This window comes from Streptomyces glaucus (genome assembly GCF_039533365.1).
GTDB lineage: Bacteria > Actinomycetota > Actinomycetes > Streptomycetales > Streptomycetaceae > Streptomyces > Streptomyces glaucus.
The window spans coordinates 16,661-42,260 of record NZ_BAAATK010000008.1 but is presented as its reverse complement, the minus strand read 5'-3'; the positions used below and the strand labels follow the sequence as shown (position 1 = coordinate 42,260).

Annotated in this window: 22 protein-coding genes; 14 read left to right on the top strand and 8 right to left on the bottom strand. The window is 74.7% G+C overall.

Annotated features, from left to right (window positions below; translation table 11 throughout):
* Nucleotides 1–5 precede the first annotated feature (5 nt).
* Nucleotides 6–674 (bottom strand): HEAT repeat domain-containing protein, encoded by a 669-nt coding sequence (locus ABD363_RS08375; protein WP_344601228.1) that lies wholly within the window; start codon nt 672–674, stop codon nt 6–8.
* Nucleotides 675–1,021: 347 nt separating this feature from the next.
* Here ABD363_RS08375 and ABD363_RS08370 point away from each other — a divergent pair, with 347 nt between their 5' ends.
* Nucleotides 1,022–2,257, top strand: a complete 1,236-nt coding sequence (locus ABD363_RS08370; protein ID WP_344601226.1) for a TolB family protein — start codon at nt 1,022–1,024, stop codon at nt 2,255–2,257.
* Between the two features lie 413 nt (nt 2,258–2,670).
* Here the strand turns inward: ABD363_RS08370 and ABD363_RS08365 are convergent, their stop codons facing one another.
* Both ABD363_RS08365 and ABD363_RS08360 read right to left on the bottom strand, forming a co-directional pair.
* A complete protein-coding gene (locus tag ABD363_RS08365; protein ID WP_344601224.1) occupies nt 2,671–3,084 on the bottom strand; it encodes a VOC family protein in 414 nt (137 codons plus the stop codon).
* Nucleotides 3,085–3,158: 74 nt separating this feature from the next.
* Entirely contained in the window at nt 3,159–3,950 is a 792-nt protein-coding gene (locus ABD363_RS08360; RefSeq protein ID WP_344601222.1) for a ribonuclease BN, read from the bottom strand.
* Between the two features lie 320 nt (nt 3,951–4,270).
* Between ABD363_RS08360 and ABD363_RS08355 the strand changes: the two genes are divergently transcribed.
* The 5 genes from ABD363_RS08355 (at nt 4,271) to ABD363_RS08335 (ending at nt 10,531) form a co-directional block, all read left to right on the top strand.
* Entirely contained in the window at nt 4,271–6,643 is a 2,373-nt protein-coding gene (locus ABD363_RS08355) for a glycoside hydrolase family 65 protein (protein ID WP_344601220.1), read from the top strand.
* A 77-nt stretch (nt 6,644–6,720) separates the two neighbouring features.
* Nucleotides 6,721–7,602, top strand: a complete 882-nt coding sequence (locus tag ABD363_RS08350; RefSeq protein ID WP_344601218.1) for a universal stress protein — start codon at nt 6,721–6,723, stop codon at nt 7,600–7,602.
* Nucleotides 7,603–7,937: 335 nt separating this feature from the next.
* Nucleotides 7,938–9,386, top strand: coding sequence for a purine-cytosine permease family protein (locus ABD363_RS08345; protein WP_344601216.1), 1,449 nt, complete (start codon nt 7,938–7,940; stop codon nt 9,384–9,386).
* 32 nt (nt 9,387–9,418) lie between these two features.
* Nucleotides 9,419–9,937 carry a cysteine hydrolase family protein gene (locus ABD363_RS08340; protein WP_344601467.1) on the top strand — a complete coding sequence of 173 codons (519 nt, stop codon included), beginning with the start codon at nt 9,419–9,421 and terminating at the stop codon, nt 9,935–9,937.
* A 186-nt stretch (nt 9,938–10,123) separates the two neighbouring features.
* Nucleotides 10,124–10,531: an SseB family protein gene (locus ABD363_RS08335; RefSeq protein WP_344601214.1), complete on the top strand. Its 408-nt coding sequence runs from the start codon at nt 10,124–10,126 to the stop codon at nt 10,529–10,531.
* 64 nt (nt 10,532–10,595) lie between these two features.
* Here the strand turns inward: ABD363_RS08335 and ABD363_RS08330 are convergent, their stop codons facing one another.
* The 5 genes from ABD363_RS08330 to ABD363_RS08310 form a co-directional block, all read right to left on the bottom strand.
* Nucleotides 10,596–10,985: a MarR family winged helix-turn-helix transcriptional regulator gene (locus ABD363_RS08330; RefSeq protein WP_344601212.1), complete on the bottom strand. Its 390-nt coding sequence runs from the start codon at nt 10,983–10,985 to the stop codon at nt 10,596–10,598.
* A gap of 316 nt (nt 10,986–11,301) precedes the next feature.
* Nucleotides 11,302–12,333, bottom strand: a complete 1,032-nt coding sequence (locus ABD363_RS08325; protein WP_344601210.1) for a LacI family DNA-binding transcriptional regulator — start codon at nt 12,331–12,333, stop codon at nt 11,302–11,304.
* Nucleotides 12,330–13,235: a carbohydrate ABC transporter permease gene (locus ABD363_RS08320; protein ID WP_344601208.1), complete on the bottom strand. Its 906-nt coding sequence runs from the start codon at nt 13,233–13,235 to the stop codon at nt 12,330–12,332. The genes ABD363_RS08325 and ABD363_RS08320 overlap by 4 nt, the downstream gene beginning before the upstream one ends.
* Nucleotides 13,232–14,221 carry a carbohydrate ABC transporter permease gene (locus tag ABD363_RS08315; protein WP_425577953.1) on the bottom strand — a complete coding sequence of 330 codons (990 nt, stop codon included), beginning with the start codon at nt 14,219–14,221 and terminating at the stop codon, nt 13,232–13,234. Before ABD363_RS08315 ends, ABD363_RS08320 begins: the two co-directional genes overlap by 4 nt.
* A complete protein-coding gene (locus tag ABD363_RS08310) occupies nt 14,218–15,537 on the bottom strand; it encodes an ABC transporter substrate-binding protein (protein ID WP_344601206.1) in 1,320 nt (439 codons plus the stop codon). Before ABD363_RS08310 ends, ABD363_RS08315 begins: the two co-directional genes overlap by 4 nt.
* Nucleotides 15,538–15,768: 231 nt before the next feature.
* On the opposite strand from ABD363_RS08310, the gene ABD363_RS08305 reads away from it, so the two are divergent.
* The 8 genes from ABD363_RS08305 (at nt 15,769) to ABD363_RS08270 (ending at nt 25,589) form a co-directional block, all read left to right on the top strand.
* Nucleotides 15,769–17,790, top strand: a complete 2,022-nt coding sequence (locus ABD363_RS08305) for a beta-galactosidase (protein WP_344601204.1) — start codon at nt 15,769–15,771, stop codon at nt 17,788–17,790.
* Between the two features lie 111 nt (nt 17,791–17,901).
* A complete protein-coding gene (locus tag ABD363_RS08300; RefSeq protein ID WP_344601202.1) occupies nt 17,902–19,461 on the top strand; it encodes a glycoside hydrolase family 53 protein in 1,560 nt (519 codons plus the stop codon).
* A 230-nt stretch (nt 19,462–19,691) separates the two neighbouring features.
* A complete protein-coding gene (locus ABD363_RS08295) occupies nt 19,692–20,213 on the top strand; it encodes a fluoride efflux transporter FluC (protein ID WP_344601200.1) in 522 nt (173 codons plus the stop codon).
* Nucleotides 20,210–20,584: a fluoride efflux transporter CrcB gene (crcB, locus tag ABD363_RS08290; protein WP_344601198.1), complete on the top strand. Its 375-nt coding sequence runs from the start codon at nt 20,210–20,212 to the stop codon at nt 20,582–20,584. Before ABD363_RS08295 ends, crcB begins: the two co-directional genes overlap by 4 nt.
* Before the next feature lie 207 nt (nt 20,585–20,791).
* Nucleotides 20,792–21,547, top strand: a complete 756-nt coding sequence (locus ABD363_RS08285; RefSeq protein WP_344601196.1) for a FadR/GntR family transcriptional regulator — start codon at nt 20,792–20,794, stop codon at nt 21,545–21,547.
* Nucleotides 21,547–22,569: an asparaginase gene (locus ABD363_RS08280; protein ID WP_344601463.1), complete on the top strand. Its 1,023-nt coding sequence runs from the start codon at nt 21,547–21,549 to the stop codon at nt 22,567–22,569. The genes ABD363_RS08285 and ABD363_RS08280 overlap by 1 nt, the downstream gene beginning before the upstream one ends.
* Nucleotides 22,570–22,818: 249 nt before the next feature.
* Nucleotides 22,819–24,222 (top strand): polyprenol phosphomannose-dependent alpha 1,6 mannosyltransferase MptB, encoded by a 1,404-nt coding sequence (mptB, locus tag ABD363_RS08275; protein ID WP_344601194.1) that lies wholly within the window; start codon nt 22,819–22,821, stop codon nt 24,220–24,222.
* Complete coding sequence (locus ABD363_RS08270; RefSeq protein ID WP_344601192.1) at nt 24,219–25,589, top strand: glycosyltransferase 87 family protein; 1,371 nt, start codon at nt 24,219–24,221, stop codon at nt 25,587–25,589. The genes mptB and ABD363_RS08270 overlap by 4 nt, the downstream gene beginning before the upstream one ends.
* Nucleotides 25,590–25,600: the final 11 nt, after the last annotated feature.

Sequence of the window (25,600 nt, the reverse complement as noted above, 5' to 3'; positions counted from 1 at the left end):
GCTTGTCACCTCCCCGGTCCGTTCGTGCCGAGAGCCACGATGCGCTTCGCCTCCTCGACCGCGAACCCGAGGCCGGCGTCCGGGGCGCGCAGCATCCGTTCCGCCGCGGCCGCGTGCCGGCGCACATCGGGGCCGGGACCGGCCGCCGCGGCGCGCAGGGCCGGCACGATCACCTCGCCGAGCGCGACCAGCGCCCGGCTGAGGCTCAGCCGGGTCTCCCGCTCGCCGCGCCCGAGCTGTGTCGCCAGTACTTCGGCCAATTCCGCCTCCTCACCCTCGGGTACCAGGACGACCGCCGCCCGCCAGGCGCTCCGCGCCACCTCGTCGTCGGCATCGGTCAGCAGCGCCCGGGTGATCGCGGGCCATGCCCGCCGGTCCCCGACCTTGGACAACGTGTGCAGCGCCTGGCTTCGTGCCTGCGCACGCTCCGAGCGGAGCTCGGCGACGAGCCTGGGGACCGTCACCGACGGCGAGTGGCGGGTGAGCGCCCATGTGAGCATGTCACGCACATGGAACTCGGGCTCGACCGCGCACCGTTCGACGAGCCCGTCGACGAACCCGGGGTCCGGGGCCGTGCCGGCCAGCAGCGCCGCCCGCAGCCGCACCGACGAGTCGCCGTTCTCCAGCCCCCGGAGAACCCGCGTCCTGTTCGTGTCCTGTTCCGGCATGGTCATCCGGACCACCTCCTCGGTCGCAGTGAAGGCCTTGCCACCGTGTCAAGGTCAAGCGGGACCGGCACGTCTCCGGCTGTCCGCGCCCCGCCGCCGCGACCCGTTCCTCCCGGAGAGCCGCCGGCCTCCCGGGCGCAGCGGCCGCCCGTCCACCGGGAAGCCCCCGGTCCGCTCGCCCGGTCCTGCGGCGGCCCCGAGAGGGCCGGCCCCCACGGACGCGCGGGCGCGGACAGCCGACCGGACATCCGGGTTGTACGGCGATGAGCGCATTGACCGGGCAGGTGCGAGCCGGTTGCATGAACATGAGCCCTGGCCGCGAAGCCGGGGAGACGTGTCGACCGGGGGGAAGAATGCGTCTTCGGGGGAGAGCGGCCGCCGTCGCCGCCGTGGCGACGGTGTGCGCGGCCGTGCAGACGACGCCCGCAGGGGCGTTGGAACTGAAGCCGGGCACCGCTTACGCGAACGTCACGTCCGACGACGTGATGGGGAACGGACCGAGCCGGTACGCCGCGATCAGCGCCGGCGGCCGCTTCGTGGCCTTCTGGTCACAGGCCTCGAACCTGGCGCCCGGCGACACCGACGACGCCCACGACGTCTATGTGAAGGACCTGCGGACCGGGCGGGTGCACTGGGCCAGCGACCTGACCGACGGCATGGCCGCAGGAGCGCCGTACACCGCCCCGGCCATCAGCGCCGACGGCATGCGGGTGGCCTTCCCCACCCTGGACGGGACGCGGGCCTACGTGTACGACGTGCGCACCGGCCGCACCGAACTGGTCAGTGACGGCACCCACGCCCGGTTCAGCGGTGCGAACGCGCCCGCCATCAGCGGAAACGGACGGTACGTGACCTTCACGGCCCGGTCGGCGGAGGACCCGGCGGGACGCTCCCGCATCCGCCTGCGCGACCTCGGGCGGGGCACCGGCGAGTGGCTCGACGACCCGGCGGCCGGCGACGAGCAGCAGGTCGCGATGGTGTCCCTGAGCCATGACGGCCGGCGCATCGCCTACCTGGCGTCGGACCCCGGGGCGGACGACCCCGAGGACGGCGGGACCCACGTCTACGCACTCGACCGCCGCACGGGCGAGCGGACCCGGATCGACCCCGAGTGCGAGGACGACCCGGCCGAGTACGGCGTCGACGACCCGGTGATGGGTCCGGACGGCCGCCACGTCGTGTTCCGTTTCAAGTGCCGCACCTTGCGGCCCGCAGGCACCAGCGACACCGGTGACGTCTTCCTCAGGGACCTGAGGAGCGGAGCGCTGCGCCACGTCCTGGGCCCGCAGCCGCAGTCCGCCACGCACACCGGCCGCCTGAGCGCGCACGGCCGGCACCTCGTCTTCGTGGCGGCCGAGGAGCGGGAGCCGCGCGGCCCGCTCCAGGTGATCTACCTGATGGACCTGCGCACCGGCCGCACGGACAGGATCACCGCCCGGCCCGACGGCACCGCCAACCAGAGGCCGGCGTCCGCCCCGACCCTCGACGCGCACGGCCGCACGGTGGCGTACGACGCGGTGCCGCGCGATCTGCTGGGGGAGCCGTCCGCCGCCGGCGACCGGCAGGTCCTCGTCACGCGTCCGCGCTGACGGCCACCGCCCGCGCACGCGCTGCTCGCCACGACGCACCGGGCTCACCGCAGGCGGTTCACCCGGGCCTACGGCCACTACCTGATCCTCGCTTCGGCCACCGCCGAGGGAGCGGGCCCGGCCGCCTGCGCCGACCGCCTCACGCGCCATCCCGGCACCCGCGCTCGTCGCCGGTGCGCTCCTGGGAGGCCTGGTCACGGTGGTCACCGTACGACGGCGGGCATGACACCACCGCAGGCGAAGGCCGCGCGGACCATCCCCGAGGGGACATCCGCGCGGCCTTCGCGCGGCGTCCACCCGCCCGCGGCGAGCGGACGAGGAGGAGGGACGCCCCGTGCGTGCGCCGCCGGCCGACGCGGCCCGCACCCTGGTCCCGCCGACGGAAGCCGCCGGGGCCGGCGGGGCGGCCGGGGTCAGCTCCTCGGCCGGCCGATGGCCACCATCCAGGGGACGCCGAAACGGTCCGTGCACATGCCGAACACGTCGCCCCACACCTGCTTCTCCAGCGGTATCACCACCTCGCCGCCGGCGGACAGCCGCTGCCAGCAGCCGCGCAGTCCGGCGTCGTCGTCGCCGCTCAGGCTCACGGCGAAGTTGTTGCCCGGGATGTGGTCCGTGCCGGGCGGGGCGTCGGCGCCCATCAGGACCAGGCCGTCCGGGGTCTCCAGCATGCCGTGCATGATCCTGTCGGCGCCCGGGGCGTCCGGCGGGCCGAACTCGGCATAGGTGCTGAACCTGAGCGTGCCGCCGAAGACCTCCTGGTAGAACTCCAGAGCCTGCCGGGCGTCACCGGCGAAACTGAGATAGGGATTGAGACGCACGGCCATGAAACCTCCCATAACGGGCAAATGGTTCGATGGGCGCAGAGTAGCGCGCGGCATCGGCGGCGGCCCGGCGACGGTCAGCCGCCGGTGCGCGGCCACCCGTGGTGGTCCAGCAGCCAGCGGCCGAGGAGGGCGCCGCCGTGCACGACGAACCCGACGCCGATCAGCCAGGACTCCACCACGAGGACGATGCCGACGGCGCCGTAGCTGATCGCGTTGGTGACGATCAGCGGGGTGAAGACGAAGTAGGAGAAACCCCGCAGTCCGATCAGCCCCGCCATGGTGGCGAGCGCGCCCGGCAACAGGTCCCGCGGGCGGACCTGGCCGCCCAGCAGGAAGGACTGGCCCCACCAGAAGAACAGGACGCCGGTCGTCGAGGTCAGCGCGATCCGCAGCGGCCCGGGCAGCAGGGCCCGGGTCTGCACCTCCTGGTAGAGGTACGCGGTCAGCGCGAGCAGCCACACCGCCTGCCGCCAGACGCGGTGCCACGGACCGGCGGGCAGGTCCCAGATCCGTTCGTAGCCGTTCTGCACGCTGCCCGCGAACGTCACCCCGAACACGACGAGCGCGACCCCGCCCAGCACGCTCGTGGTGCCGATCACCGTGCGCGGCGGGCTGATGACGTCCGTCAGGACCTGCGCCGAACGGCCGGACAGCCCCATGCCGTCGACCAGCCAGGACGCGAAGCCGCCACGTCCCAGGGGATCGGCGGCGGCGACCACGATCAGCAGCGGGGCCAGGGTGACCAGGGCCAGCGTGGCGAAGCCCAGGGCCCGGTGCATCAGCTCCAGATCACGGCCGCGCCGGACCAGGTCGTAGGCGCCCAGCCGGTTCCAGCCCCGGTGGACCAGGCCGGCCAGCCGGTTCACGGCCGGCGCCCCGTCCGCCGGGCGGGCGGGCGCCGCCGGCCCGCGTGGGCGGGCGGCCACGGTGATCCGCTGACGACCATCTTCCGTCCGACTCCCGCAGGGCCCGTCGCTCGCTCACGGATGGGGCCCCGGGTGACCGTCCCGCCGGCCGGACAAACACCCGGGCCGCCCGGCGGCCGGCCGGGGCAGGCGCCCCGGCCGGCCGGGACGCCGGCCCGGGCGGACCCGGCCGCCGCGGGAGCCGGGCGGGACCGGTGCGGCACGGCACCGGGATCCGGGGTACCCGGCGGACGGAGACCGCTCGAAGGGGGACCACCGCGGTGACGGACCGGACCTGGGAGTACGAGGGGTACGACGCCTCGGACGAGCGCCTGAGGGAATCGCTGTGCACCCTCGGCAACGGCTACTTCGCCACCCGCGGGGCGCTGCCCGAGTGCGCCGCGGACGACGTGCACTACCCGGCCACCTACGCGGCCGGCTGCTACAACCGGCTGACCTCGCTCGTCGCGGGCCGCCGGGTGGAGAACGAGGACCTGGTCAACCTGCCCAACTGGCTGCCGCTGGCCTTCCGCCTCGCGGACGGCCAGTGGCTCACGCCGGAGACGGCGCCGGTCCTCCACCACCGCCAGGTCCTGCACCTGGACAGCGGCCTGCTGGAACGCGCCACCCGGTACGGGCTCGGCGGGGACCGGGAGCTGTCCGTGCGGCAGCAGCGCCTGGTCCACATGGCCGACCCGCACCTGGCCGCCCTGCGCACCGAGTTCACGCTGCACGGCCCCGGCCCGGCGGAGCTGGTCGTGACGGCCGCGCTCGACGGGGGCGTCACCAACGCCGGGGTGCCCCGCTACCGCGACCTGGAGGGCCGCCACCTCACCCACGTGCACTCCGGCACCGCCGCACCCGGCACGGTGTGGCTGCGCTGCCGCACCCGCACCTCGGACATCCGCATCGGCATGGCGTCGCGCGTGACGGCCGGCGCGCCCGTCCTGGACGCGCACGAACCCCCGCGCGCCGTCCAGCGGACCCGGCTGCGCCTGGAGCCCGGCACCACCGTCACCGTCGACAAGACCGTGGCCCTGCACACCTCGCGCGACCCGGCCATCAGCAGCCCGCTGCAGGCCGCCCTCGACCGGGTGGGCGCCGCCCCCGGCTTCGACGAGCTGCTGGGACCGCACCTGACGGCCTGGGCCCAGCTGTGGCGCCGGGCCGAGCTGGAGGTCCCCGGCGAGGCGGGCCACATCCTGCGCCTGCACCTGTTCCACGTGCTGCAGACGCTCTCCCCGCACACCGCCGACCTGGACGTGGGCGTACCGGCCCGGGGGCTGCACGGCGAGGCCTACCGCGGCCACGTCTTCTGGGACGAGCTGTTCGTCCTGCCCTACCTCAACCTGCACTTCCCCGAGGTGTCCCGCGCCCTGCTGCACTACCGGCACCGGCGTCTGGAGCGGGCCTGCGCCGCGGCCCGGGCGATCGGCCGGCGGGGCGCGCTGTATCCGTGGCAGAGCGGCAGCGACGGACGCGAGGAGACGCAGCAACTGCACCTCAACCCCCGCTCGGGACGCTGGCTGCCGGACCACTCCCACCTCCAGCACCACGTCGGGTCGGCGATCGCGTACAACGTGTGGCAGTACTGCGAGGCCGGCGGCGACGCCGAGTTCCTGCACACCAAGGGCGCCGAGATGCTGCTGCAGATCGCGCGCTTCTGGGCGGACTCGGCCGTCTGGGACGGCTTTCTGGGGCGGCACCGGATCCGGGGCGTGGTCGGCCCCGACGAGTACCACGACGCCTACCCCGGGGCGGTCCTGCCCGGCCTGGACGACAACGCGTACACCAACGTCACCGCCGCCTGGGTGCTGGCCCGCACGCTCCAGGTGCTGCGGACGCTGCCCGAGCCCCGCCGCCGCGAACTCGTCGAACGCACCGGGCTGGACGGCGGCGAGCTGGAGCGGTGGGAGGAGGTCTCGCGCACGCTGCACGTGCCCTTCCACGACGGGGTCATCAGCCAGTTCGAGGGGTACGGCGACCTGGCCGAGCTCGACTGGGACGGCTACCGCGGGCGGTACGGCGACATCCGCCGCCTGGACCGGATCCTGGAGGCGGAGGGCGACACCGTCAACCGCTACCAGGCGTCCAAGCAGGCCGACGCCCTGATGCTCGGCTACCTCTTCTCGCCGACCGAGCTCCAGGGCCTGTTCGCCCGGCTGGGACACCGGCTGGACGAGGAGACCTGGCGGCGCACCGTCGACTACTACCTGGGCCGCACCAGCCACGGCTCCACCCTCAGCGGCCTGGTCCACGGCTGGATCCTGGCCCGGTGCCGGCGCGCCGAGGCGTGGGCGTTCTGCCAGGAGGCCCTCAAGGGCGACGTCGCCGACCTCCAGGGCGGCACCACCGGCGAGGGCATCCACCTCGGCGCCATGGCCGGCACGCTCGACCTCGTCCAGCGCGGCCTGACCGGCCTGGAGACCCGCGCGGGCGCCCTCCGGCTGGACCCCGTCCCCCTGCCGGAGCTGTCCTCGTACGGCTTCCCCCTCCGCTACCACGGCAACTGGGGCGTACGGCTGCGGCTGGAGCACCGGCACCTGGACATCGCCGTCTCCTCCTCCGACGGCCTCCCGGTCGACGTCCACCTGCCCGACCGCGCGTTCCGCGTCCAGCCGGGCGAGATCTGCCGCCTGGTCCTGCCCGACTGACCCCCGCGCGCTCGGCCGCGTGCCGGTGGAGGCTGGAAAGGGGGAACCCGGGGCCGTGGGGACGAGGAGGTGCCGGCATGGTGGATCCGGTGGTGGCCGGGGTGGACGGGTCGCCCTCCAGCCTGGAGGCGGTGGAGGTCGCGGCGCGTGAGGCCGGTCTGCGCGGGACGGGGCTGCGGCTGGTGCACGCCTTCGGCTGGCCGTCGGTGCACGTGCCGCCGGGGGTGCCGCCGTGGCGCCACGGCCCGCCGGGGCTGCGGGAGATGGTGGACGGCACCCTGGCCGGGGCGGAACGGCGGGCCCGCGCGGCCGCTCCGCGGGTGGAGGTCGCGCGGGAGGTCGTCGTGGGCGAGCCGGTGACGGTTCTGGAGATCGAGTCGCGCACCGCCTCGCTGGTGGTGATCGGCAGCCGGGGGCTGAGCGCCTTCGGCAGCCTGCTGCTCGGCTCGACGGCCGTGCACCTGGCGGCCCACGCCCGCTGCCCGGTCCTGGTGGTGCGCGGACGGCCCGATCCGACGGGCCCCGTCCTGCTGGCGACGGACGGCTCGCCGGCGGCCCGGGGAGCCGTCGAGTTCGCCTTCGCCGAGGCGTCCCTGCGCGGCGCGGACCTGGTCGCCCTGCACGTGTGGACCACCCGCACCGGACGCGCCTACGACGGCCCGGCCGACCCGCCCTTCGTCACGTACGACGAGGACCACCTGCGCGACGAGGAGGAGCGCGTGCTCGCCGGGGCGCTGTCCGGCCCCGCGCGGGCGCATCCGGACGTCGCCGTGCACCGCCGGCTGGTGCGGGGCCGGGTGAGGCCCACGCTGATCGACGCCAGCGCCCGGGCCCAGCTCGTCGTGGTCGGCGCGCGCGGCCGGGGCGGTTTCACCGGGCTGCTGCTGGGGTCGGTCAGCCAGGCCGTCCTGCACCACGCGCAGTGCCCGGTCGCGGTCGTCCGGTCCCGCCCGGCGTGAGGGGGCGGCAGCCGTACCGGCGGGCCCGCGCGGGGCCATGAGCGCTTCTCCGGTCCGCGGCTCGACACCCCCCGGGCCTCCCGGGCAACCCCGTCGCCGCGGCGGGCACCTGCGGGCCGGGCGACCGCACCCGTGCGCGTCGGCCGCGGGCGCGCCCTTGATCCTCACGGCCGGCCCGCCTAGCCTGCGCGGAACACGTCCGAACAGACAGGTCGACGATGGCGGGCTCCTCGGATTCCCCCGGTTCCCCGGGTTCCTCCCGTTTCCCCGGTTCCCGGGGCGCTTCCGGCTCCCCCGGTCCCCCCGGGACGGGCGCGGCGGCCCGGCGGCTCCCGGTGGAGACGCACGGCCTGGACGTGATCGGCGACGCCGAACGCAAGGGCGCTCCGCGCACCCTGTTCTGGCCCTGGTTCGGCGCCAACGTCTCCGTCCTCGGCCTGAGCTACGGCTCCTTCGTGCTGGGCTTCGGCATCTCCTTCGGGCAGGCCCTGGCCGCCGGGGCGCTCGGCATCGTCTTCTCGTTCCTGCTGTGCGGCTTCGTCGCGGTCGCCGGCAAGCGCGGCTCCGCGCCGACGATGGTGCTCAGCCGCGCCGCGTACGGGGTGCGCGGCAACCGGCTGCCGTCCGCCGTCTCGTGGCTGCTCACCGTCGGCTGGGAGACCGTGCTGTGCGCGCTCGCCGCCCTGGCCACGGCGACCGTCCTCGGACGGCTCGGCTGGGGCGGCGGCACCGGGACCAAGGCGGTCGCGCTCGTCGTGGTCGGCGCGCTGGTCGTGGTCGTCGGCGTGGCGGGCTTCGACCTGATCATGCGCCTGCAGACGGCGATCACCGTGGTCACCGGCGTGCTCACCCTGGTCTACGTCGGGCTCGTCGCCGACCACGTGCGCTGGGACGCCGTCGGCGCCGTCCCGGCGGGCTCCGCGCAGGAGTTCGTCGGCGCGCTGGTGTTCATGATGACCGGGTTCGGCCTGGGCTGGGTCAACGCCGCCGCCGACTACGCGCGCTACCTGCCGCGCACCGCGCCGGGCCGGGGCGTCGTCGGCTGGACCGCCTTCGGCGCGTCGTCGGCACCGCTGCTCCTGCTGGTCTTCGGGCTGCTGCTGGCCGGCTCCTCCAGCGAGCTGAGCACGGCCGTCGCCGCCGATCCGATCGGTGCGCTGACGACGCTCCTGCCCACCTGGTTCCTGGTCCCGTTCGCCGTGGTCGCGGTGGCGGGCCTGGTCGGCGGCGCGGTCCTCGACATCTACTCCTCCGGCCTGGCCCTGCTCGCGGCGGGCCTGCGGGTCCCCCGCTACCTGGCCGCGCTCGTCGACGGCCTCCTGATGATCGCGGGCTCGGTGTACATCGTGTTCTTCGCCGACGACTTCCTCGGCCCGTTCACGGGTTTCCTGACCACGCTGGGCGTCCCCGTCGCCGCCTGGTGCGGCGTCATGCTCGCCGACCTGGCCCTGCGCCGCCGCGGCTACGACGAGCCCGACCTCTACCGCCCGTCCGGCCGCTACGGCGACGTACCCCTCACCCCGCTGGTGCTCACCCTCGCCGCCACCGCGCTCGGCTGGGGCCTGGTCACCAACGCGGCGGCCGACTGGCTCGACTGGCAGGGCTATCTGCTCGGCCCGCTCGGCCTGGGCGGCCGTACCGGCGACTGGGCGTACGCCAACCTGGGCGTCCTGGCCGCCCTCGCCCTCGGCTTTCTCGGCACCCTGGCGTTCGGCCGCGGACGGGTACGGCGGCAGGAGGCGCAGGCGCCGAGCCCGGCCGGCGAGGGGGTGCCGCTGCCGTGACCGGCCCCGGCGGACGGCTCGCCGTCATCGACATGCAGCGCGTCTTCGCCGACCCCGGCAGCCCGTGGGCCGCGCCCCGCTTCGCCGAGGCCGCGGCCGGGGTGCGGCGTCTGCTGCCCGCCTTCGGCGACCGGGTGACCTTCACCCGCTTCCTGGCGCCGGAGGAACCCGAGGGCGCCTGGCGCGCCTACTACGAGCGGTGGCCCTTCGCACGGCAGCCGCCGCACGCCCCGCTGTGGCGGCTGACGGACGAGTTCGCCGCCCGCGCCGGGGACGTCGTGGACGCCGCGACCTTCGGCAAGTGGACCCCGGAACTGGCCGAACGCGTCGGCCCGGACGGCCGCCTGGTCCTGGCCGGCGTCAGCACCGACTGCTGCGTGCTGTCCACCACCCTCGCCGCCGCCGACGCCGGGGTGGAGGTGCTGGTCGCCGCCGACGCCTGCGCGGGCGCGGACGACACCTCCCACGCCCGGGCGCTGCACGTCATGGACCTGTACCGGCCGCTGATCCGCGTCACGACCGTCGCCGGGCTGGTCGGTGGGGAGAGCTGACGTCCCGCACGGCCCGGTACGCGCCGCGGGCCCCGGCGCTCCGGGCGGCGCGGGCACGGCGCGGACGAACCCGCGCGGACCGCGCAGGATTGCCCCGGACGCGACCGGGTACGCGGGGCTGGACCGCGCCCCGGGGCGAGCGCGTCCCGGGCGGGCCGCACGACCGTCGCTATCAGGGAACCTGCCATGGACACACCCGCGAACGACAACACCGCCACGCCCGCCCAGCGGGCCCTGGACGCGCTTGTCGAGAACACCGAGGACCGGGCGGCGCTGGACGCGCTCGCGAGCAGCGACGTGCTCGTCCCCGTGCCCGACGACGCCGACGACGCGGAAGCCGCCGACCCCACGGCCGTGGCGCTGCCCGTCCTGGAGCAGCCGGGCGGCACACCGGTGGTGCCCGTGTTCACCTCGGAGCTGGAGATGACGGAGCTGCTGCCGTTCGTCTCCCGCTACCGTCTGGTGCCGCTGGGCGCGCTCGCCGCGCAATGGCCCGCGGACGACCTCTCGCTGTCCATAGACGGCAACTCCGACCACCGGCTCACCCTCACCTCGGAGGGGGTGCGCACCCTGCTGGCCCGCCCGCAGGGCTGACCGTTCCGTCCCGCCGGGAGGCGTACAGCCGGAAGGCACCCATCAGGCGCTGCGCCCGCGGCGCCTACTCGTCCAGCATGCGCGCCAGCACGGCCCGTTGCAGTGGCAGCACCTGCGCGTGCAGGTCACGGCCCTTGCGGGTCAGGGCGACCCACACCCCGCGCCGGTCCTCCGCGCAGACCGACCGCTCCACCAGGCCGTCCTTCTCCAGCCGGGCGATGAGCCGGGACAGCGCGCTCTGACTGAGGTGGACCCGGCCGACCAGGTTCTGCACCCGGCACTGCCGCTCCTCCTCGGGCGTGGCGGACGCGAGGACGTCGAGAACCTCGAAGTCGCTGGCGCCCAGGCCGTGCGGGTGCAGCACCCGATCGATCTCGCACATCGTGCGCGCATGCACCGACAGGATGTTCCGCCACCGTTCCTCCAGCCGCGCGCTGGCCGTTTTCGCTGCCATACCTGCACGGTAACACCGCGCCGCACCTTCTTTGAGCGTGCAATTAGTGCATGCGCAAGGACAGCGGGGGAGGAGCGGGAGCGGGCGGGCGACCCCGGCCCGCCGCGTTACGAGCCGGGACCGGCGACCCGGCCGGCTCCCCGTGCCGGGGCACGTGCGATGCCGGGCCGAAACGCTCCGCCGAGGCGGCGGTCTCCAGGTCCCGCCCCGCGCGCCCGGTTCCGTGCCGACGTCGGGACGTCGAGTCGCGGACCCGTCCCCATGACCGGGACGCCGGCCGGACGGCCCGCCCCGCCAGGCCCCGTCGTCGGGATTTCTAGGCCGACCCCCGCTTCACCAGCTCCGTCGGCAGGATCACCGCCGCCGGGTCCTCGCCGCTCATCTGGGCCAGCAGGACCCGGACCATCTCGGTGCTGATGCGGTCCCAGGGCTGGCGGATGGTGGTCAGCTCGGGACTGGCGGCGACGGCGGCGGGGGAGTCGTCGAAGCCGCCGACCGCGACGTCCTGCGGCACCCGCCGCCCCGCCCGCTGCAGCGCCGTCAGCACGCCCTGCGCCATCAGGTCGGACGCGACGAACACCGCGTCCATGTCCGGCGCCCGGGCGAGCAGCCGCTCGGCGCCCGCCTCGCCGCCGGCCCGGCTGTAGTCGCCCTCGACGATCAGCTTCTCGTCGAGGGCGATGCCCGCCTCGGCGAGCACCTCCCGGTAGCCGGCGAGGCGTTCGACACCGCCCGGCGTGTCCAGCGGGCCGGTGACCACGCCGATCCGCCGCCGGCCCAGCGAGAGCAGGTGCCGCACCATGTCCCGGGCGCCGTCCCGGTCGTCGGCGGCCACGTAACTCACCTTCGAACCCAGCCCGATCGGCTTGCCGCACGCCACCAGCGGCACCCCGGCCGCGCGCAGTTCCTCGGCGACCGGATCGCCGGAGTGGCTGGAGACCAGCAGCACCCCGTCGACGTGCCCGGCGGTGATGTAGCGCGTGATCCGCCGCCGTTCGTCCGGCGTGCCCGCCAGCATCAGCAGCAGCGCGATGTCGTGCGCGGCCAGCGCCTGGGTGCAGCCGCGCAGCAGGACGTTGAAGTTGGGGTCCTCGAAGAACCGCTCCTGCGGCTCGGTCAGCAGGAAGCCCACGGAGTCCGAACGTCCGGTGATCAGCGAGCGGGCGTGCCGGTTGACGACGTAACCCGTCCTGCGGATCGCCGCGTTGACCGCCTCCTGCGCGGCCGGGCTGACGTAGTGGCCGCCGTTGAGCACCCGTGAGACGGTGCCGCGCGAGACTCCCGCCTCGCGCGCCACGTCGTGGATCGTCGGCGCCCTGCGTCGGCCCCCCGTGTTGCTCATGCTCATGACTTTACGGCCCCGGAGAGCAGGTCGAGGCTCCAGAACCGCTGGACGACCAGGAACAGCGCGACCAGCGGCAGCACCGCGAGGAACGCGCCGGTGATCACCAGCGTGTACAGCGCGGGCGTGTTGGCGCCCTGTTCGAGCAGGGTGTGCAGACCCAGCGTGATCGGGAACTTCTCGTCGTCGCTGAGCATGATGTACGGCAGCAGGAAGTTGTTCCACACGGCCACGAACTGGAACAGGAACACCGTCACCAGGCCGGGCACCATCATCGGCAGCGCCAGACGCGTGAAGATCCGCCACTCGCCCGCGCCGTCCATCCGCCCGGCCTCCACCACGTCCGCGGGCACCGCCGCGGCGGCGTAGATCCGCGCCAGGTAGACGCCGTACGGGGAGAGGATCTGCGGGAGCAGCACGGACAGGTACGAGTCCGTCAGGTCGGCCTGGGCCAGCAGCAGGTACTGCGGGACGGCGAGGATCACCGGCGGCATCAGCACGCCCGCCAGCACCACGTTGAACAGGGTCTCCCGGCCGCGGAAGCGGTAGGTCGCGAGCGCGTAGCCGCTGACCGCCGACACGGCCGTGGACAGCAGGGCGCCCAGGCCGGCGTAGAGGGCGGAGTTGCCCATCCACTGCCAGTAGACGCCGTCGCGGTAGGCGCTCAGGTCCGAGACGTTCCGGGTGAAGCCCGTGCCCGGCAGGAAGGTGAAGGTGGAGAACAGCTCCTGGCCGGACTTGGTGGCCGCGATGACCACCCAGGCGACCGGCAGCAGGCAGTAGACCGCGCCGAGCAGCAGCGTCACCGTCGGGACGAACGCGATCCGGCGGCGCAGCGGGGGCCCCTGGGCGGCGCCGGGCGTGGTGCCCGCCGCCGGCTGGGCCTTGCGGATGGCGAGAGAACTCATCGGGCGGCTCCTCGACCGGCGTCCTGCTTGTTCCGGCGGTTCGCGGCCCGCAGGAAGCCGAAGGACAGCAGCAGCGTGACCAGGGCGATGACCGTGGCCTGGGCGGCCGCCGCGTGCACGTCGCCCTTGCCGAAGGCGTCCTGGTAGACCTTCATCAGCGGACTCCAGGTGGTGGACACGGAGTTGGTGAGCGGTTTGAGGGTGGTCGGCTCGCTGAACACCTGGAGCGTCGCGATGATCGAGAAGAAGAAGGTCAGCACCAGCGAGGGCGCCACCATCGGGATCTTGATCCGGAGCGCGATCTGCAGCGGCGTGGCGCCGTCCAGCTTCGCCGCCTCGTACACCTCGGCCGGGACGGCCCGCAGCGAGGTGTAGATGACGATCATGTTGAAGCCGGTGCCGCCCCAGACGGCGATGTTCGACAGGGCCAGGTAGAGCGGACCGCCGTCCAGCAGGTCGGGCTGCGGCAGGCCCAGCCGGTCGAGCACGAAGTAGAAGGGACTGACGTCCGGCAGGTAGAGGAAGCCCCACAGCAGCGCCGCCACCACGCCGGGGATGGCGTACGGCAGGAAGATCGCGAGCCGGGTGAAGGGGGCGAGGCGGACCCTCTCGGAGTCCAGCATCAGCGCGAACAGCAGGGCGAGCCCCAGCATGACCGGGACGACGATGCCGCCGTAGCCCAGCACGCGCAGCGCCCCGTCCAGCAGTTCGCTGTCGGAGAGGGCGTCGGTGTAGTTCTCCAGCCCGGCCCAGACCTCCTTGCGGGCGCCGGCGCCCAGGCCGAGCCCGGAGACCTGCACCTTGCGGAAGCTGAGCCAGACGGCGTACCCGATGGGCAGGGCGAAGAACAGCAGGAACAGGGCGGTCGCGGGGAACAGGAAGAAGTAGGGGGCGCTCCGCCCCCGGCCGCGGGCGGTGGGGGAGGGGCGGGTGTCCGGGGCCCTCCCGGCCCCGTACGGCCTCCGGCGTGTCGTGGTGCTGGTCACCGAGCGACCTCGAAGCCCTGCTTCTCCAGGTCGGCCACGGTGTCGTCCTGCATCGTGTCCAGCGCGGCGGCGAAGTCCGACCTGTTCTTGGCGGCGGCGCCGAACGCGTCCTTGAACGACGTGTAGGCGACGTTGACGTTCGGGCCCCAGGCGGCCGGCGCGGTGGTCTTCGCGATCTCGGCGGCCTTGGTGTAGAAGTCGGGCTGGTTGGAGAAGTACTCCGGCGGGTTGGTGAAGGCGCCGCTGAGCTGGGCCGAGCTGGAGGCCGGGTAGATGCCGCTCTCCTTCGCCAGCGCGTTGAGGGCGTCGCGGTCGGTGTTCAGCCAGGCGGCGAACTTCGCGGCGGCCTCCTTGTGCTCGGAGTCGGTGGTGACGCCGGTGGAGGAGCCGCCCCAGCTGCCGGTGCGGTTCTCGCTCTTGGACCACTGGGGGAGCGGGGCCATGGCCCACTTGCCCTTGGTGTCGGGCGCGGCCGTGGTCAGCGTGCCCGGCGCCCACACGGCGCTGACCCAGGCGATCTGCTTGCCGGTGTTGAGGGCCTTGTTCCACGCCGGGGTGTACATCGGCTGGTTGTCGATGACGCCCTCCTCGACCAGACCGCCCCAGAACTCGGCGACCTTCCGGGTGGCGTCGTCGTCGATGCCGACCTTCCACTTCTCGCCCTGGACCGTCCACCACTTGGCGCCGGCCTGCTGGGCGAGGCCCGCGAACAGGCCGGAGTCGTTGGCGGAGAAGGTGGTGAGGTCCTTGTCCGGGGCCTTCTTCTTCAGCTGCCGGGCGGTCTCGGCGAACTCGTCCCAGGTGGTGGGGACCTTCAGGCCGTACTCCTCGAACAGGTCCTCGCGGTAGTAGAACATCATCGGCCCGATGTCCTGCGGGACCGCGTAGACCGCGTCCGTGCCCAGCGTGGTCTGCTGCCAGACCCCGTCGGCGAACCTGCCCTTCACGTCGTCGACCTCGCCCGCTATGTCGGCGAGCGCGTCATTGCTGACCAGCGTCGGGATCGCCTGGTACTCGGCCTGGACCAGGTCGGGCGCCTCGCCCGCCTTGTGCGCGGTGAGGATCTTGGTGACCAGCGTGTCGCCGGACGCCTGCTTCTTCACCGTGACGGTGATCTGCTCCTTCTTGCCCGGGCCCTTGTTCCACAGGTCGACGACCTTGTCCATGCCGGGCGCCCAGGCCCAGTACGTCAGCGAGACCGGGCCCGACCGGGCCCCGCCTTCCTCCTCGGACGAGCCGCAGGCGACGAGTGCGGTGGCGCCGAGCGCGACGGCGACGGCGGAAGTCACGAGGCGACGGTGCTTCGTGTACGGCATGGATATCTCCCCTGACCTGGGTCCCCGCCCGCTGCGGGAACCTGCCATGCAGATGCGAGCCGGCCCGGGTCCCCGCCTGCCGCGAGTCCCTGCCACGCTTCTGTGAGCGTTCACAGTAGAGAAACGTCCCGGACACTTGTCAATGGTTGTTGCTGTGCGGTTATGTTGCCCTCGCGCCGCAGCGGTTGTGTGTGCACGTTCCCAATCGATCGATCACCCGGGAGAGAATCCATGCCGGAGACCACCCCCAAGGGCCTGACCAGGCTCGCCTTCGGTGGGGACTACAACCCCGAGCAGTGGCCGGAAAGCGTCTGGCACGAGGACGTCCGGCTGATGCGGGAGGCCGGCGTCACCATGGTGAGCGTCGGGATCTTCTCCTGGGCGCTGCTGGAGCCCGCGCCGGGGGAGTACGACTTCGGCTGGCTCGACCGGATCCTGGACCTGCTGCACGCCAACGGCATCCGTGTCGACCTCGGCACCCCGACCGTGGCCCCGCCGGCCTGGTTCTACCGCGCCCACCCCGAGGCGCTGCCGGTGACCGCCGAGGGCGTGCGCTACGAGTTCGGCTCCCGCGCGGCCATCTGCCACAGCAACGCGCACTACCGCGCCGCCGCCGCGGACATCACCACGCGGCTCGCCGAGCGCTACGGCGACCACCCCGCCCTGGCGCTGTGGCACGTGCACAACGAGTACGGCGTCCCCGTCTCGGCCTGCTACTGCGACTCCTGCGCCGCCCACTTCCGCCGCTGGCTCGCGGCGACGTACGGCACGGTGGACGCCGTCAACGAGGCCTGGGGCACCGCCTTCTGGGGCCAGCGCTACGCGGACCTGGAGCAGATCAACCCGCCGCGGACCACGCCGACGGTCGGCAACCCGGCCCAGGCGCTGGACTACCGGCGGTTCGCCGACGCCACCATGCGCGAGAACTTCCGCATGGAGCGGGACATCCTGCACCGCCTGTCCCCCGGCGTCCCGGTCACCACCAACTTCATGACCGCGCTCAGCCAGTGCGACTCGGTCGACTACTGGGCCTGGGGCCGCGAGGTCGACCTCGTCACCAACGACCACTACCTGATCACCGACGGCCGCCGCACCCACGTCAACCTGGCGATGGCCGCCGACCTCACCCGCTCGGTGGCCGGGGGCGCGCCCTGGCTGCTGCTGGAGCACTCCACCTCGGGCGTCAACTGGCAGCCCCGCAACCCCGCCAAGGCCCCCGGCCAGATGGCCCGCAACTCCCTCGCCCACGTGGCGCGCGGCTCCGAGGGCGCGATGTTCTTCCAGTGGCGGCAGTCGCGGCGCGGCGCCGAGAAGTTCCACTCGGCGATGGTCCCGCACGGCGGCACCGACACCCGCGTCTGGCGCGAGGTGGTCGAACTCGGCGCCGCCGTCGACGCCCTGGCCGCCGTGCGCGGCACCCGCACCGAGGCCGACGTGGCCGTGCTGTGGGACTGGCACTCCTGGTGGGCGCAGACCCTCCAGTGGCGCCCCAGCGAGGACCACGACCCGCGCGAGCGCGCCGACACCTTCTACGAGGTCCTCTACGACCGCCACCTCACGGTCGACTTCGCCCACCCGGAGGCCGACCTGTCGGCCTACCCCCTGGTCGTCGTGCCGGCCCTGTACCTGACGACCGAGGCGGCCGGGCGCAACCTCAGGGCCTACGTCGAGGGGGGCGGCACCCTCGTCGTGTCGTACTTCTCGGGCATCGTCGACGAGCACGACGCCGTGCACGAGGGCGCCCACCCGGGCCCCCTCAGGGACGTGCTCGGCCTGACCGTCGAGGAGTTCTCACCGCTGCTGCCGGGCGAGCGGGTGCGCCTCACCGGCCCGGACGGCTGCGAGCTCGACGGCGACGTGTGGACGGAGTTCGTGGTGCCGCGCGGCGCCGAGACCGTCTGGAGCTACGCCGACGGCCTGCCCGCGGGCCGTCCCGCCGTCACCCGGCACCGCCTCGGCGAGGGCACCGCCTGGTACGTCTCCACGCGCCTGGGCGCCGACGGCCTCGACGCGCTGCTCGGCCGGGCGCTGGCGGACGCGCGGGTCGCGCCGCGCGCCGGCCTGCCCCGCGACGTCGAAGTGGTGCGCCGCACCGGCGAGTCGGGCACCTACCTCTTCGCGATCAACCACACCGCGTCGGACGCCGAGGTGCCGCTGGCGGCGCACGGCACCGAGCTGCTGACCGGTGAGCGCGCCGCGGACCGCCTGACGGTCCCCGCGGGAGCCGTCCGGGTCGTACGACTCGACGGCTGAGCCGACTCCCCTCCGCCCGTGCGAGCCGCGAGCCGCGGGCGGAGGGGAACCCTCCGGCGCCATCAGGAGGGCATCCCCCAACCCATCACGTCGAAGGGACGACGGACGACGATGTTCCATCCCAGACGCACCCTCAGGGCCCTGCTGCTCCCCCTCGCGGCCGGGCTCGCCCTCACCGCCCTGCCCGCCCAGGCCGCACACGCCGCGAGCACCCTCGTCAACGGAGGCTTCGAGGCGGACGGCGCGGGCGCGGCCACCCCCGCCGGCTGGTCGGAGTCCGGCGCGACCGGCGCCTCGTACGTCGAGGCCGGCGGCCGCAGCGGAAGCCACCGCCTGAGCCACTGGGCGTCCTCCGCGTACGAGGTGGAGACCCGCCAGCACCTGTCCGGGCTGGCCAACGGCCCCTACACGCTCACCGCGTGGGTCCGCTCCGGCGGCGGGCAGAACGCGGCGTACCTGGCGCTGAGGAACTGCGGCGGCGCCGAGCGACGCACCGACCTGCCGGTCTCCGCCGACGGGTGGATCCGGATCGTCGTGCCGGTCAAGGTGACGAACAACCAGTGCACGATCAGCGTCACCAGCGACGCGAACGCCGGCAACTGGATCAACGTCGACGACCTGAGCTTCGCGCCGGGCACCTCCGGCCTGTCCGTCAAGGGCGCCGACATCTCCTCCCTCGCCAAGAGCGAGGCCAGGGGCGGCGTCTACCGGACCGCCTCGGGCCGCACCGGCGACGCGCTCGCCATCCTGAAGTCCGCCGGCATGAACTACGCCCGGCTGAAGGTGTGGGTGAACCCGGCCGACGGCTACAACGACAAGACCCACGTCCTGGCGACGGCCAAGCGCATCAAGGCGCAGGGCATGAAGCTGCTGGTCGACTTCCACTACTCCGACACGTGGGCCGACCCGGGCGCCCAGGCCAAGCCGGCCGCCTGGACGGGGCACTCCTACGACCAGCTGAAGACCGACGTCCACCAGCACACGTACGACGTGCTGAACGCCCTGAAGGCCCAGGGCACCACCGCCGACATGGTCCAGGTCGGCAACGAGATCAACGGCGGCATGCTGTGGGACGAGGGATCCACCTCCGACTGGACGCGGCTCGCCGGCCTGCTCAACTCCGGCTACGACGCGGTCAAGGCGGTCAGCCCGTCCACCGCCGTCGCCCTGCACCTCGCCAAGGGCGGTGACCTGGCCGGCACCCGCTGGTGGTTCGACAACGCCGTCTCCCACGGCGTGCGGTTCGACGCGATCGGCCTGTCCTACTACGGCTACTGGCACGGCACGCTCCACGACTTCCAGACGACCCTGGACGACGCGGCCGCCCGCTACGGCAAGCCGGTCTTCGTCGCGGAGACGGCCTACCCGTTCCGGCTGGACAGCAAGGACGCGCACGAGAACATCATCGACACCGCCGACGAGCTGGTGGCCGGCTACCCGGCGTCCACCGCCGGGCAGACCCGCTGGATGAACGACGTGGCGAGCATCGTGGAGGCCGTCCCGGACGGCCGCGGCCTCGGCGTCTTCTACTGGGAGGCCACCTGGACCGCGGTTCCCGGCAACGGCTGGGACCCGGCCGACCCCTCCTCCGGCAACGGCTGGGAGAACCAGGCCCTGTTCGGCTACGACGACCGGGCACTGCCGGCGATGTCCTGGTTCGGCCACCGCTGAGCCCCCGGCACCGGGGCCCGGCCGCACACCCGCGGCCGGGCCCCGGCTCGTCCGGACACGACCCGGCGGGCGGCCCGCGTTACCCTGGACCGCGCCGCGACCACCGCTCGCGGCGCGGCGGTGGGGCCCGCCGCCCCCGAACCGCGGCAGTGCCGCCGCCGACGGTCCCTGCTTGTTGAAGGCGCGCGCCCGCATGTCCGGGCCCCCTGAGCGAGTAGGAGAGGTACGACATGACAGCCCGGGACGCCCGGACCCCCCGCCCCCGGACCCGCACCCCCCGCCGGACCGTCCCGCGCTCGCAGGGGCCCGTCGTCGCGGCGGTCGCGCTCGGCGGCGGCCTCGGCGCCGCGCTCCGGTACGCGGTCTCCCTGCGGTGGCCCGCGCAGGCCGGTGGCTTCCCCTGGACGACCTTCTGGGTCAACGTCGCCGGCTGCGCCGTGATCGGCGTGTTCCTGGTGGCCGTCACCGAGGCGTGGGCCGCGCACCGCCTCGTGCGCCCGTTCTTCGGCACCGGCGTGCTCGGCGCGTTCACCACCTTCTCCGCCTACGCCGTCGACGTCCAGCAGCTGATCGACACCGGACACCTCCGCACGGGCCTGGCCTGCCTCGCCGCGACCCCGCTCGCGGCCCTCGCGGCGGTGTCGCTGGCAGCCGCCGGGACCCGCCGCGTCCTGGGACGCCGGTCCGCCGCCCGCGACGGCGCCCCGGGCGCACCGGGGCGAGGGGACACGCGAGGCGGGGGGCCGGCGTGAACTGGCTGCTGGTGATCGTGGGTGCCATGATCGGCGCTCCGCTGCGCCATCTCACCGACCGGGCGGTGCGGTCCCGCCACGGCTCGGACTTCCCCTGGGGCACCTTCACGGTGAACGTCGTCGGCTGCCTCGTCCTCGGCCTGCTCACCGGCGCGACGATCGCCGGAGCCGCGGGCTCCTCCCTGCGGCTCCTGCTCGGCACGGGGCTGTGCGGGGCGCTGACGACGTACTCGACCTTCTCCTACGAGACGCTGCGGCTGGCCGAGACGGGCGCCGGCCGCCGTGCCGCCGTCAACGTGGCGGCGAGCGTGGCGACCGGTCTGGGGGCGGCGTACGCCGGCGTGGCGCTCGCCCGCGCGATCTGGACGTAGGCACCGCCCCTGCCGGCCGCCGGGGGCCGCCGGCGGGCACTTCGGCGGCGTCTTCGGGCCCCGCCGGATCGCCGTCGCCCGGGCCGCCGGCCACGGGACGCCGCGCGGCGAATCCGGGGCCGGGAGGAGTCCGGGCGGGCCTCCCGGCCCGGAATCGTTTCTTCCGTTCCTTGACAGGCGCCTCCCGGCACCCGCAGGATCACCTCCGTGAACCTGTCAGACAGCCAGACAGGTGGCCCGGCTCCGCGACGTGTCAGTGCCATGGAAGCGGTGCTCGGCCACCTCCGCGGCGCCATCGAGCGCGGCGAGTACGCGATCGGCGACAAGCTCCCCTCCGAGGCGGAGCTGTGCCGCACCCTGGAGGTCTCCCGGCCGGTGCTGCGCGAGGCGCTGCGGGCCCTGCAGACCATGGGCCTGACCGTCTCCAGGACCGGCAAGGGCACCTTCGTCGTCGCGGACACCGTCGAGGAACCCACCTTCGGCGACTACGCGGCCGGCGATCTGCTGGAGGTGCGCCGCCACGTCGAGATCCCGGTCGCCGGATACGCGGCGCTGCGCCGCACCCCGGAGGACCTCGACCACCTGACCCGTCTGCTGAACCGCATGGAACGGGAGACGGACACCACCGCGTGGGTCGCGATGGACACGCTCTTCCACCTCGCCGTGGCCGAGGCCACCCAGAACCCGGTCTTCCGCCGGGTCATCGAGGAGATCCGGGACGCGCTGGCCCGCCAGTCCGCCTTCCTCAACGAGCTGGGCGGACGCCGCGAGCAGTCCGACCGGGAGCACCGGGCGATCGTCGAGGCGCTGATCGACGGCTCCGAGCGCGACGCCACCGAGGCCATGACCCACCACCTCGACCGCGTCGAGACGACCCTCACCGACATCCTGTCCCGTACGGCGGCACCCCGCCCACCGGCGGCAGCCACGTCCTTCCACCGACCCACGACCCCCAGGCAATGATGCGCACCAGTTCCCCCGCGGACGCACCCCTCGTCCGTGACCCCCTCCACGCCCCCGTCGCCCACCTCGTCCGCGGCGGGGTGGTGGAGGGCGTCCACCACGGCTCCGTCGTCGTCCTCGGCCCCGACGGGGACACCCGGTTCCGGCTCGGCGACGTCGAGGCCGCCTTCTACCCCCGTTCGGCGCTCAAGCCCGTCCAGGCCGTCGCCATGGTGCGGGCCGGACTCCCGCTCGACGGCGAGCTGCTGTCGCTGGCCGCGGCCAGCCACTCCGGCGAGGAACGCCACCTCGCCGGCGCCCGGCGCATCCTCGAGCTCGCCGGGCTCACCGAGGACGACCTGCGCAACGTCCCGGACCTGCCGTTCGGCCCGGCCGTCCGGGACACCTGGGTGCGCGCGGGCCGCCCGCCCTCCCGGCTCGCCCAGAACTGCTCCGGCAAGCACGCGGCCATGCTCCACACCTGCAGGCTCAACGGCTGGTCCCTGGACGACTACCTCGACCCCGCCCATCCCCTCCAGCGGGCCGTCGCCGAGGCCGTCGAGGACCTCACCGGGCAGCGCATCGCCCGGGTGACCGTCGACGGCTGCGGCGCGCCCCTGTTCGCCGTCTCCCTGCGCGGCCTCGCCCGCGCCGCCGCCCGCATCGTCACCGCCGCGCCCGGCACACCCGAGGCGCGCGTGGCGGACGCGATGCGCGCGCACGCCGAGATGGCCTCCGGCGCCGGCCGGGACGTGGCCGCGCTGATGCGGGCCGTGCCCGGACTGCTCACCAAGGACGGCTTCGAGGGCGTCCAGGTCGCCGCGCTGCCCGACGGCCGGGCCGTCGCCGTGAAGATCGCGGACGGCGCCGACCGGGCGCGGATCCCGGTCGCGGCGGCCGCTCTCGCCCTCGCCGACGAACATCCTGCGGCGCTCGCCGGGTTCGCGGGGGAGCCGCTGCTCGGCGGCGGGCGGCCGGTCGGCGCCGTCCGGCCGGTGCGCGCGCTCGACCCGCTCGCCCACCTCGCCCCCACCGCGCCCTGAGACCCGGGTCCCGGTCCCGCACGCGGCGCGGGGCCGGGACCCCGGTCCCGGCCCCGACCGCCCGAGGCCGCGACACCGGGGACGGGACACCGGGGACGGGACCGGCGGGCGACGGGGGCGCCGCCCGCGGGTGCCGTCGCCCGCGTGCCCGTGCGCCGATCGCGAGCCGGTCACCCGCAGGCCGCCCCCCGGCGAGCGGCGTGTCAGTTCCCGGCCACCCGGCACCGACACCCTTGCCGAGTGTTGGCCATGGCTTTTCCCGTCGATCTCCGCCGCTGCCAGATACTCGGCCTGGCCGGTACCGCCGTGCTCGCGCTGGGCGGTGAGACGGCCGGGGCCCTGCCGGTCCGGGAACTCCTGCACCCGGCTTCCGGCCGCGCCGCCCTGGGCGTCGTCGGCGTCTACTTCGGCATCGTCCTGCTGATCGCGGCCTGGGTGTCGCTGGGCCGGGCGGTCCGCGGGCCCGAACCGCCGGCGCCGCGCGCCCTGCTGCTCGTCCTCGCCGTCTGGGCGGCGCCCCTGCTGCTCGCACCGCCGCTGTTCAGCCGGGACGTCTACAGCTACCTCGCCCAGGGCGCCATGGTGGAGGCGCACATCGACGTGTACGCACACGGCCCGTCCCGGCTCGGCGGCCCGCTCGCGGCCGAGGTCGCCCCGCTGTGGCGGCACACCGGCGCCCCCTACGGGCCGGTGTTCCTCGCCGTGGCCTCCGCCCTGTCCGGGCTGACCCACGGCCAGATCCCGGCGGGCGTGTTCGGGATGCGGCTGGTCGCGCTGGCCGGCGTCGCGCTGATGGCGGCGGCGCTGCCCCGCCTCGCCCGGCACAGCGGCGCCGACCCGGCCGCCGCGCTGTGGCTCGGCGCGCTCAACCCGCTCGTCCTGCTCCACCTGGTCGCGGGCGCCCACAACGACGCGGTCATGCTCGGCCTGCTCGGCGCCGGACTGGTCGCGGCGCTGGGCCGGTGGCCGGTGGCGGGCGCCGTCCTCGTCACCCTCGCCGCCCTGGTCAAGGCGCCCGCCGCGCTGGGGCTCGCCGCGGTCGTGGTGCTCCAGGCGCGCGCGGGCCGCCCCCCGGTACGGGCCGCGGCGACGACCGCCGCCGCCGCGGCGGTCACCACGGTCGCCGCGACGGCGGCGGCCGGCACGGGATACGGCTGGATCGGCGCCCTCGACACCCCCGTCTCCCCGCAGAACTGGGCCCTCACCAGCCTCCTCGGCCGCGCCACCCGGTCCCTGCTGGAACACCTCGGCAGCGATCTGGCGCCGCTCGCCGTCCCCGCCTGGCACACCCTCGGCATCGCCCTGGCCGTGGCCGCGACCGCCGTCATCTGGCTGCGGCTGCGCCCCCGCCCCCTCTACGCGCTCGGTCTGAGCCTGGCCGCGGTGGCCGCCCTCGGGCCGGCGATCCGCCCCTGGTACGCCCTGTGGGGCCTGTTCCTGATCGCCGCCGCCGCGCCCAGCGCCTCCGTACGGCACCGGACGGCGGCCGTGACCGGCGTGCTCGCGCTGGCGGTGCTGCCCGGCGGCGGCCCGGCGGACGCCGGGCAGCTGGTGTCGGCCGTCTCCGGCGGTGTGCTCGCGATGGTCGTGCTGTTCCAGGCCCACCAGGCCCACCAGGCCGAACCGGTCCCGGTCCCGGGGCGGACCGCGTGAGAGCGCCCCGCACCGACCGCGGCCGGCTGCTGCTGGTGTTCGTCCTGGCGGCCGCCGTGACCGTCTTCACGGCGACCGTGCCGCTGCTGCGCGACTGGTTCGACCTGCGCGTCTACCACGGCGCCCTCGACAACTGGGTCCACCGCGGCGGCCGGCTCTACGACTACCGGGTGCCCGGCACGCCGTACGGCTTCACCTACCCGCCGTTCGCCGCCGTCGCCATGGCGCCGATGGCCCTGCTCGACCTGCGCACCGCGATCGCCGTCGCCCTGCTGCTCGACCTGGCGGCCCTGGCGCTGGTCCTGCGCGTCCTGGCCGGACCGGCCCGGCCCCGCCACGGCTGGTACGGCTGGGCGCTCGTCGCCTGCGCGCTCGCCCTGTTCGAACCGCTGCGCGACACCGTCAGCTTCGGCCAGGTGAACGTCCTGCTGCTGGCCCTGGTCCTCGCCGACGCGTGGCTGCTCACCACCGGGCGGGCCCGGTGGGCGGGCGCCGGCATCGGGCTGGCGGCGGCGGTCAAGCTCACGCCCGCGCTGTTCATCGGCCTGCTGCTGGTGGCCCGGCGGTGGCGCGCGGCGGCCGTCGCGACGGCCGTGGCCGCCGGGGCCACCGCGCTCGCGGCCCGGATCGCCCCGGACGCCTCGCGCTTCTACTGGACCGAGGCGATGTGGGACACCACCCGGATCGGCCGTCTCGACTACGTCTCCAACCAGTCCCTGCAGGGCGTGCTGGCCCGGCTCGGCGAGACGGACCACGCCGTCTGGGCGGCCGTCGTGCTGCCGGTCCTCGGCGTGTGGGCGTGGCGGGCGCGGCGGGCGGCCGCCGCCGGGGACTGGACGGCCGCGTTCGCCCTGACCGGGCTCGCCGCGTGCCTGGTCAGTCCGATCACCTGGGTGCACCACCTGGTGTGGCTGCTGCCGTCCTTCGCCGTCCTGGTCCGGGCCGGCCGCCCGCGGGTCGCGGGCGGCCTGTACGCGGTGCTGTGCACCAGTGTGGTGTGGCTGTGGTCCGACGACCCGTCCGGCGTCGACGGCTTCCTGGGGAGCAACGCCTACACCTGGGTCGCCCTCGGCCTGCTGCTGTGGCTGCCGGCCGGTCACTCCCGCGGAAGGCGGCTGAGCGCGAGCAGCAGCAGCAGCGCCACCGCGCTGACGCCCAGCCCGACGGCGCCCGCGATCGTCCCCGCACCGCCGGACCGGCCGGGGCGCTCGGACCGGCCCGCCGACGCCGCCACGGTCGCCGCCGCGGCCCCCCCGGCCTCCGGGCCCGGCCACGGCCGGGGACGCAGCGCGTCCAGCGAACCCACCGGATCGACCCGGCCGGCCGCCCCGAATCCCCAGTCGAGCAGCGAGCGGGCCTCCTCGTAGACGGCGAGGCC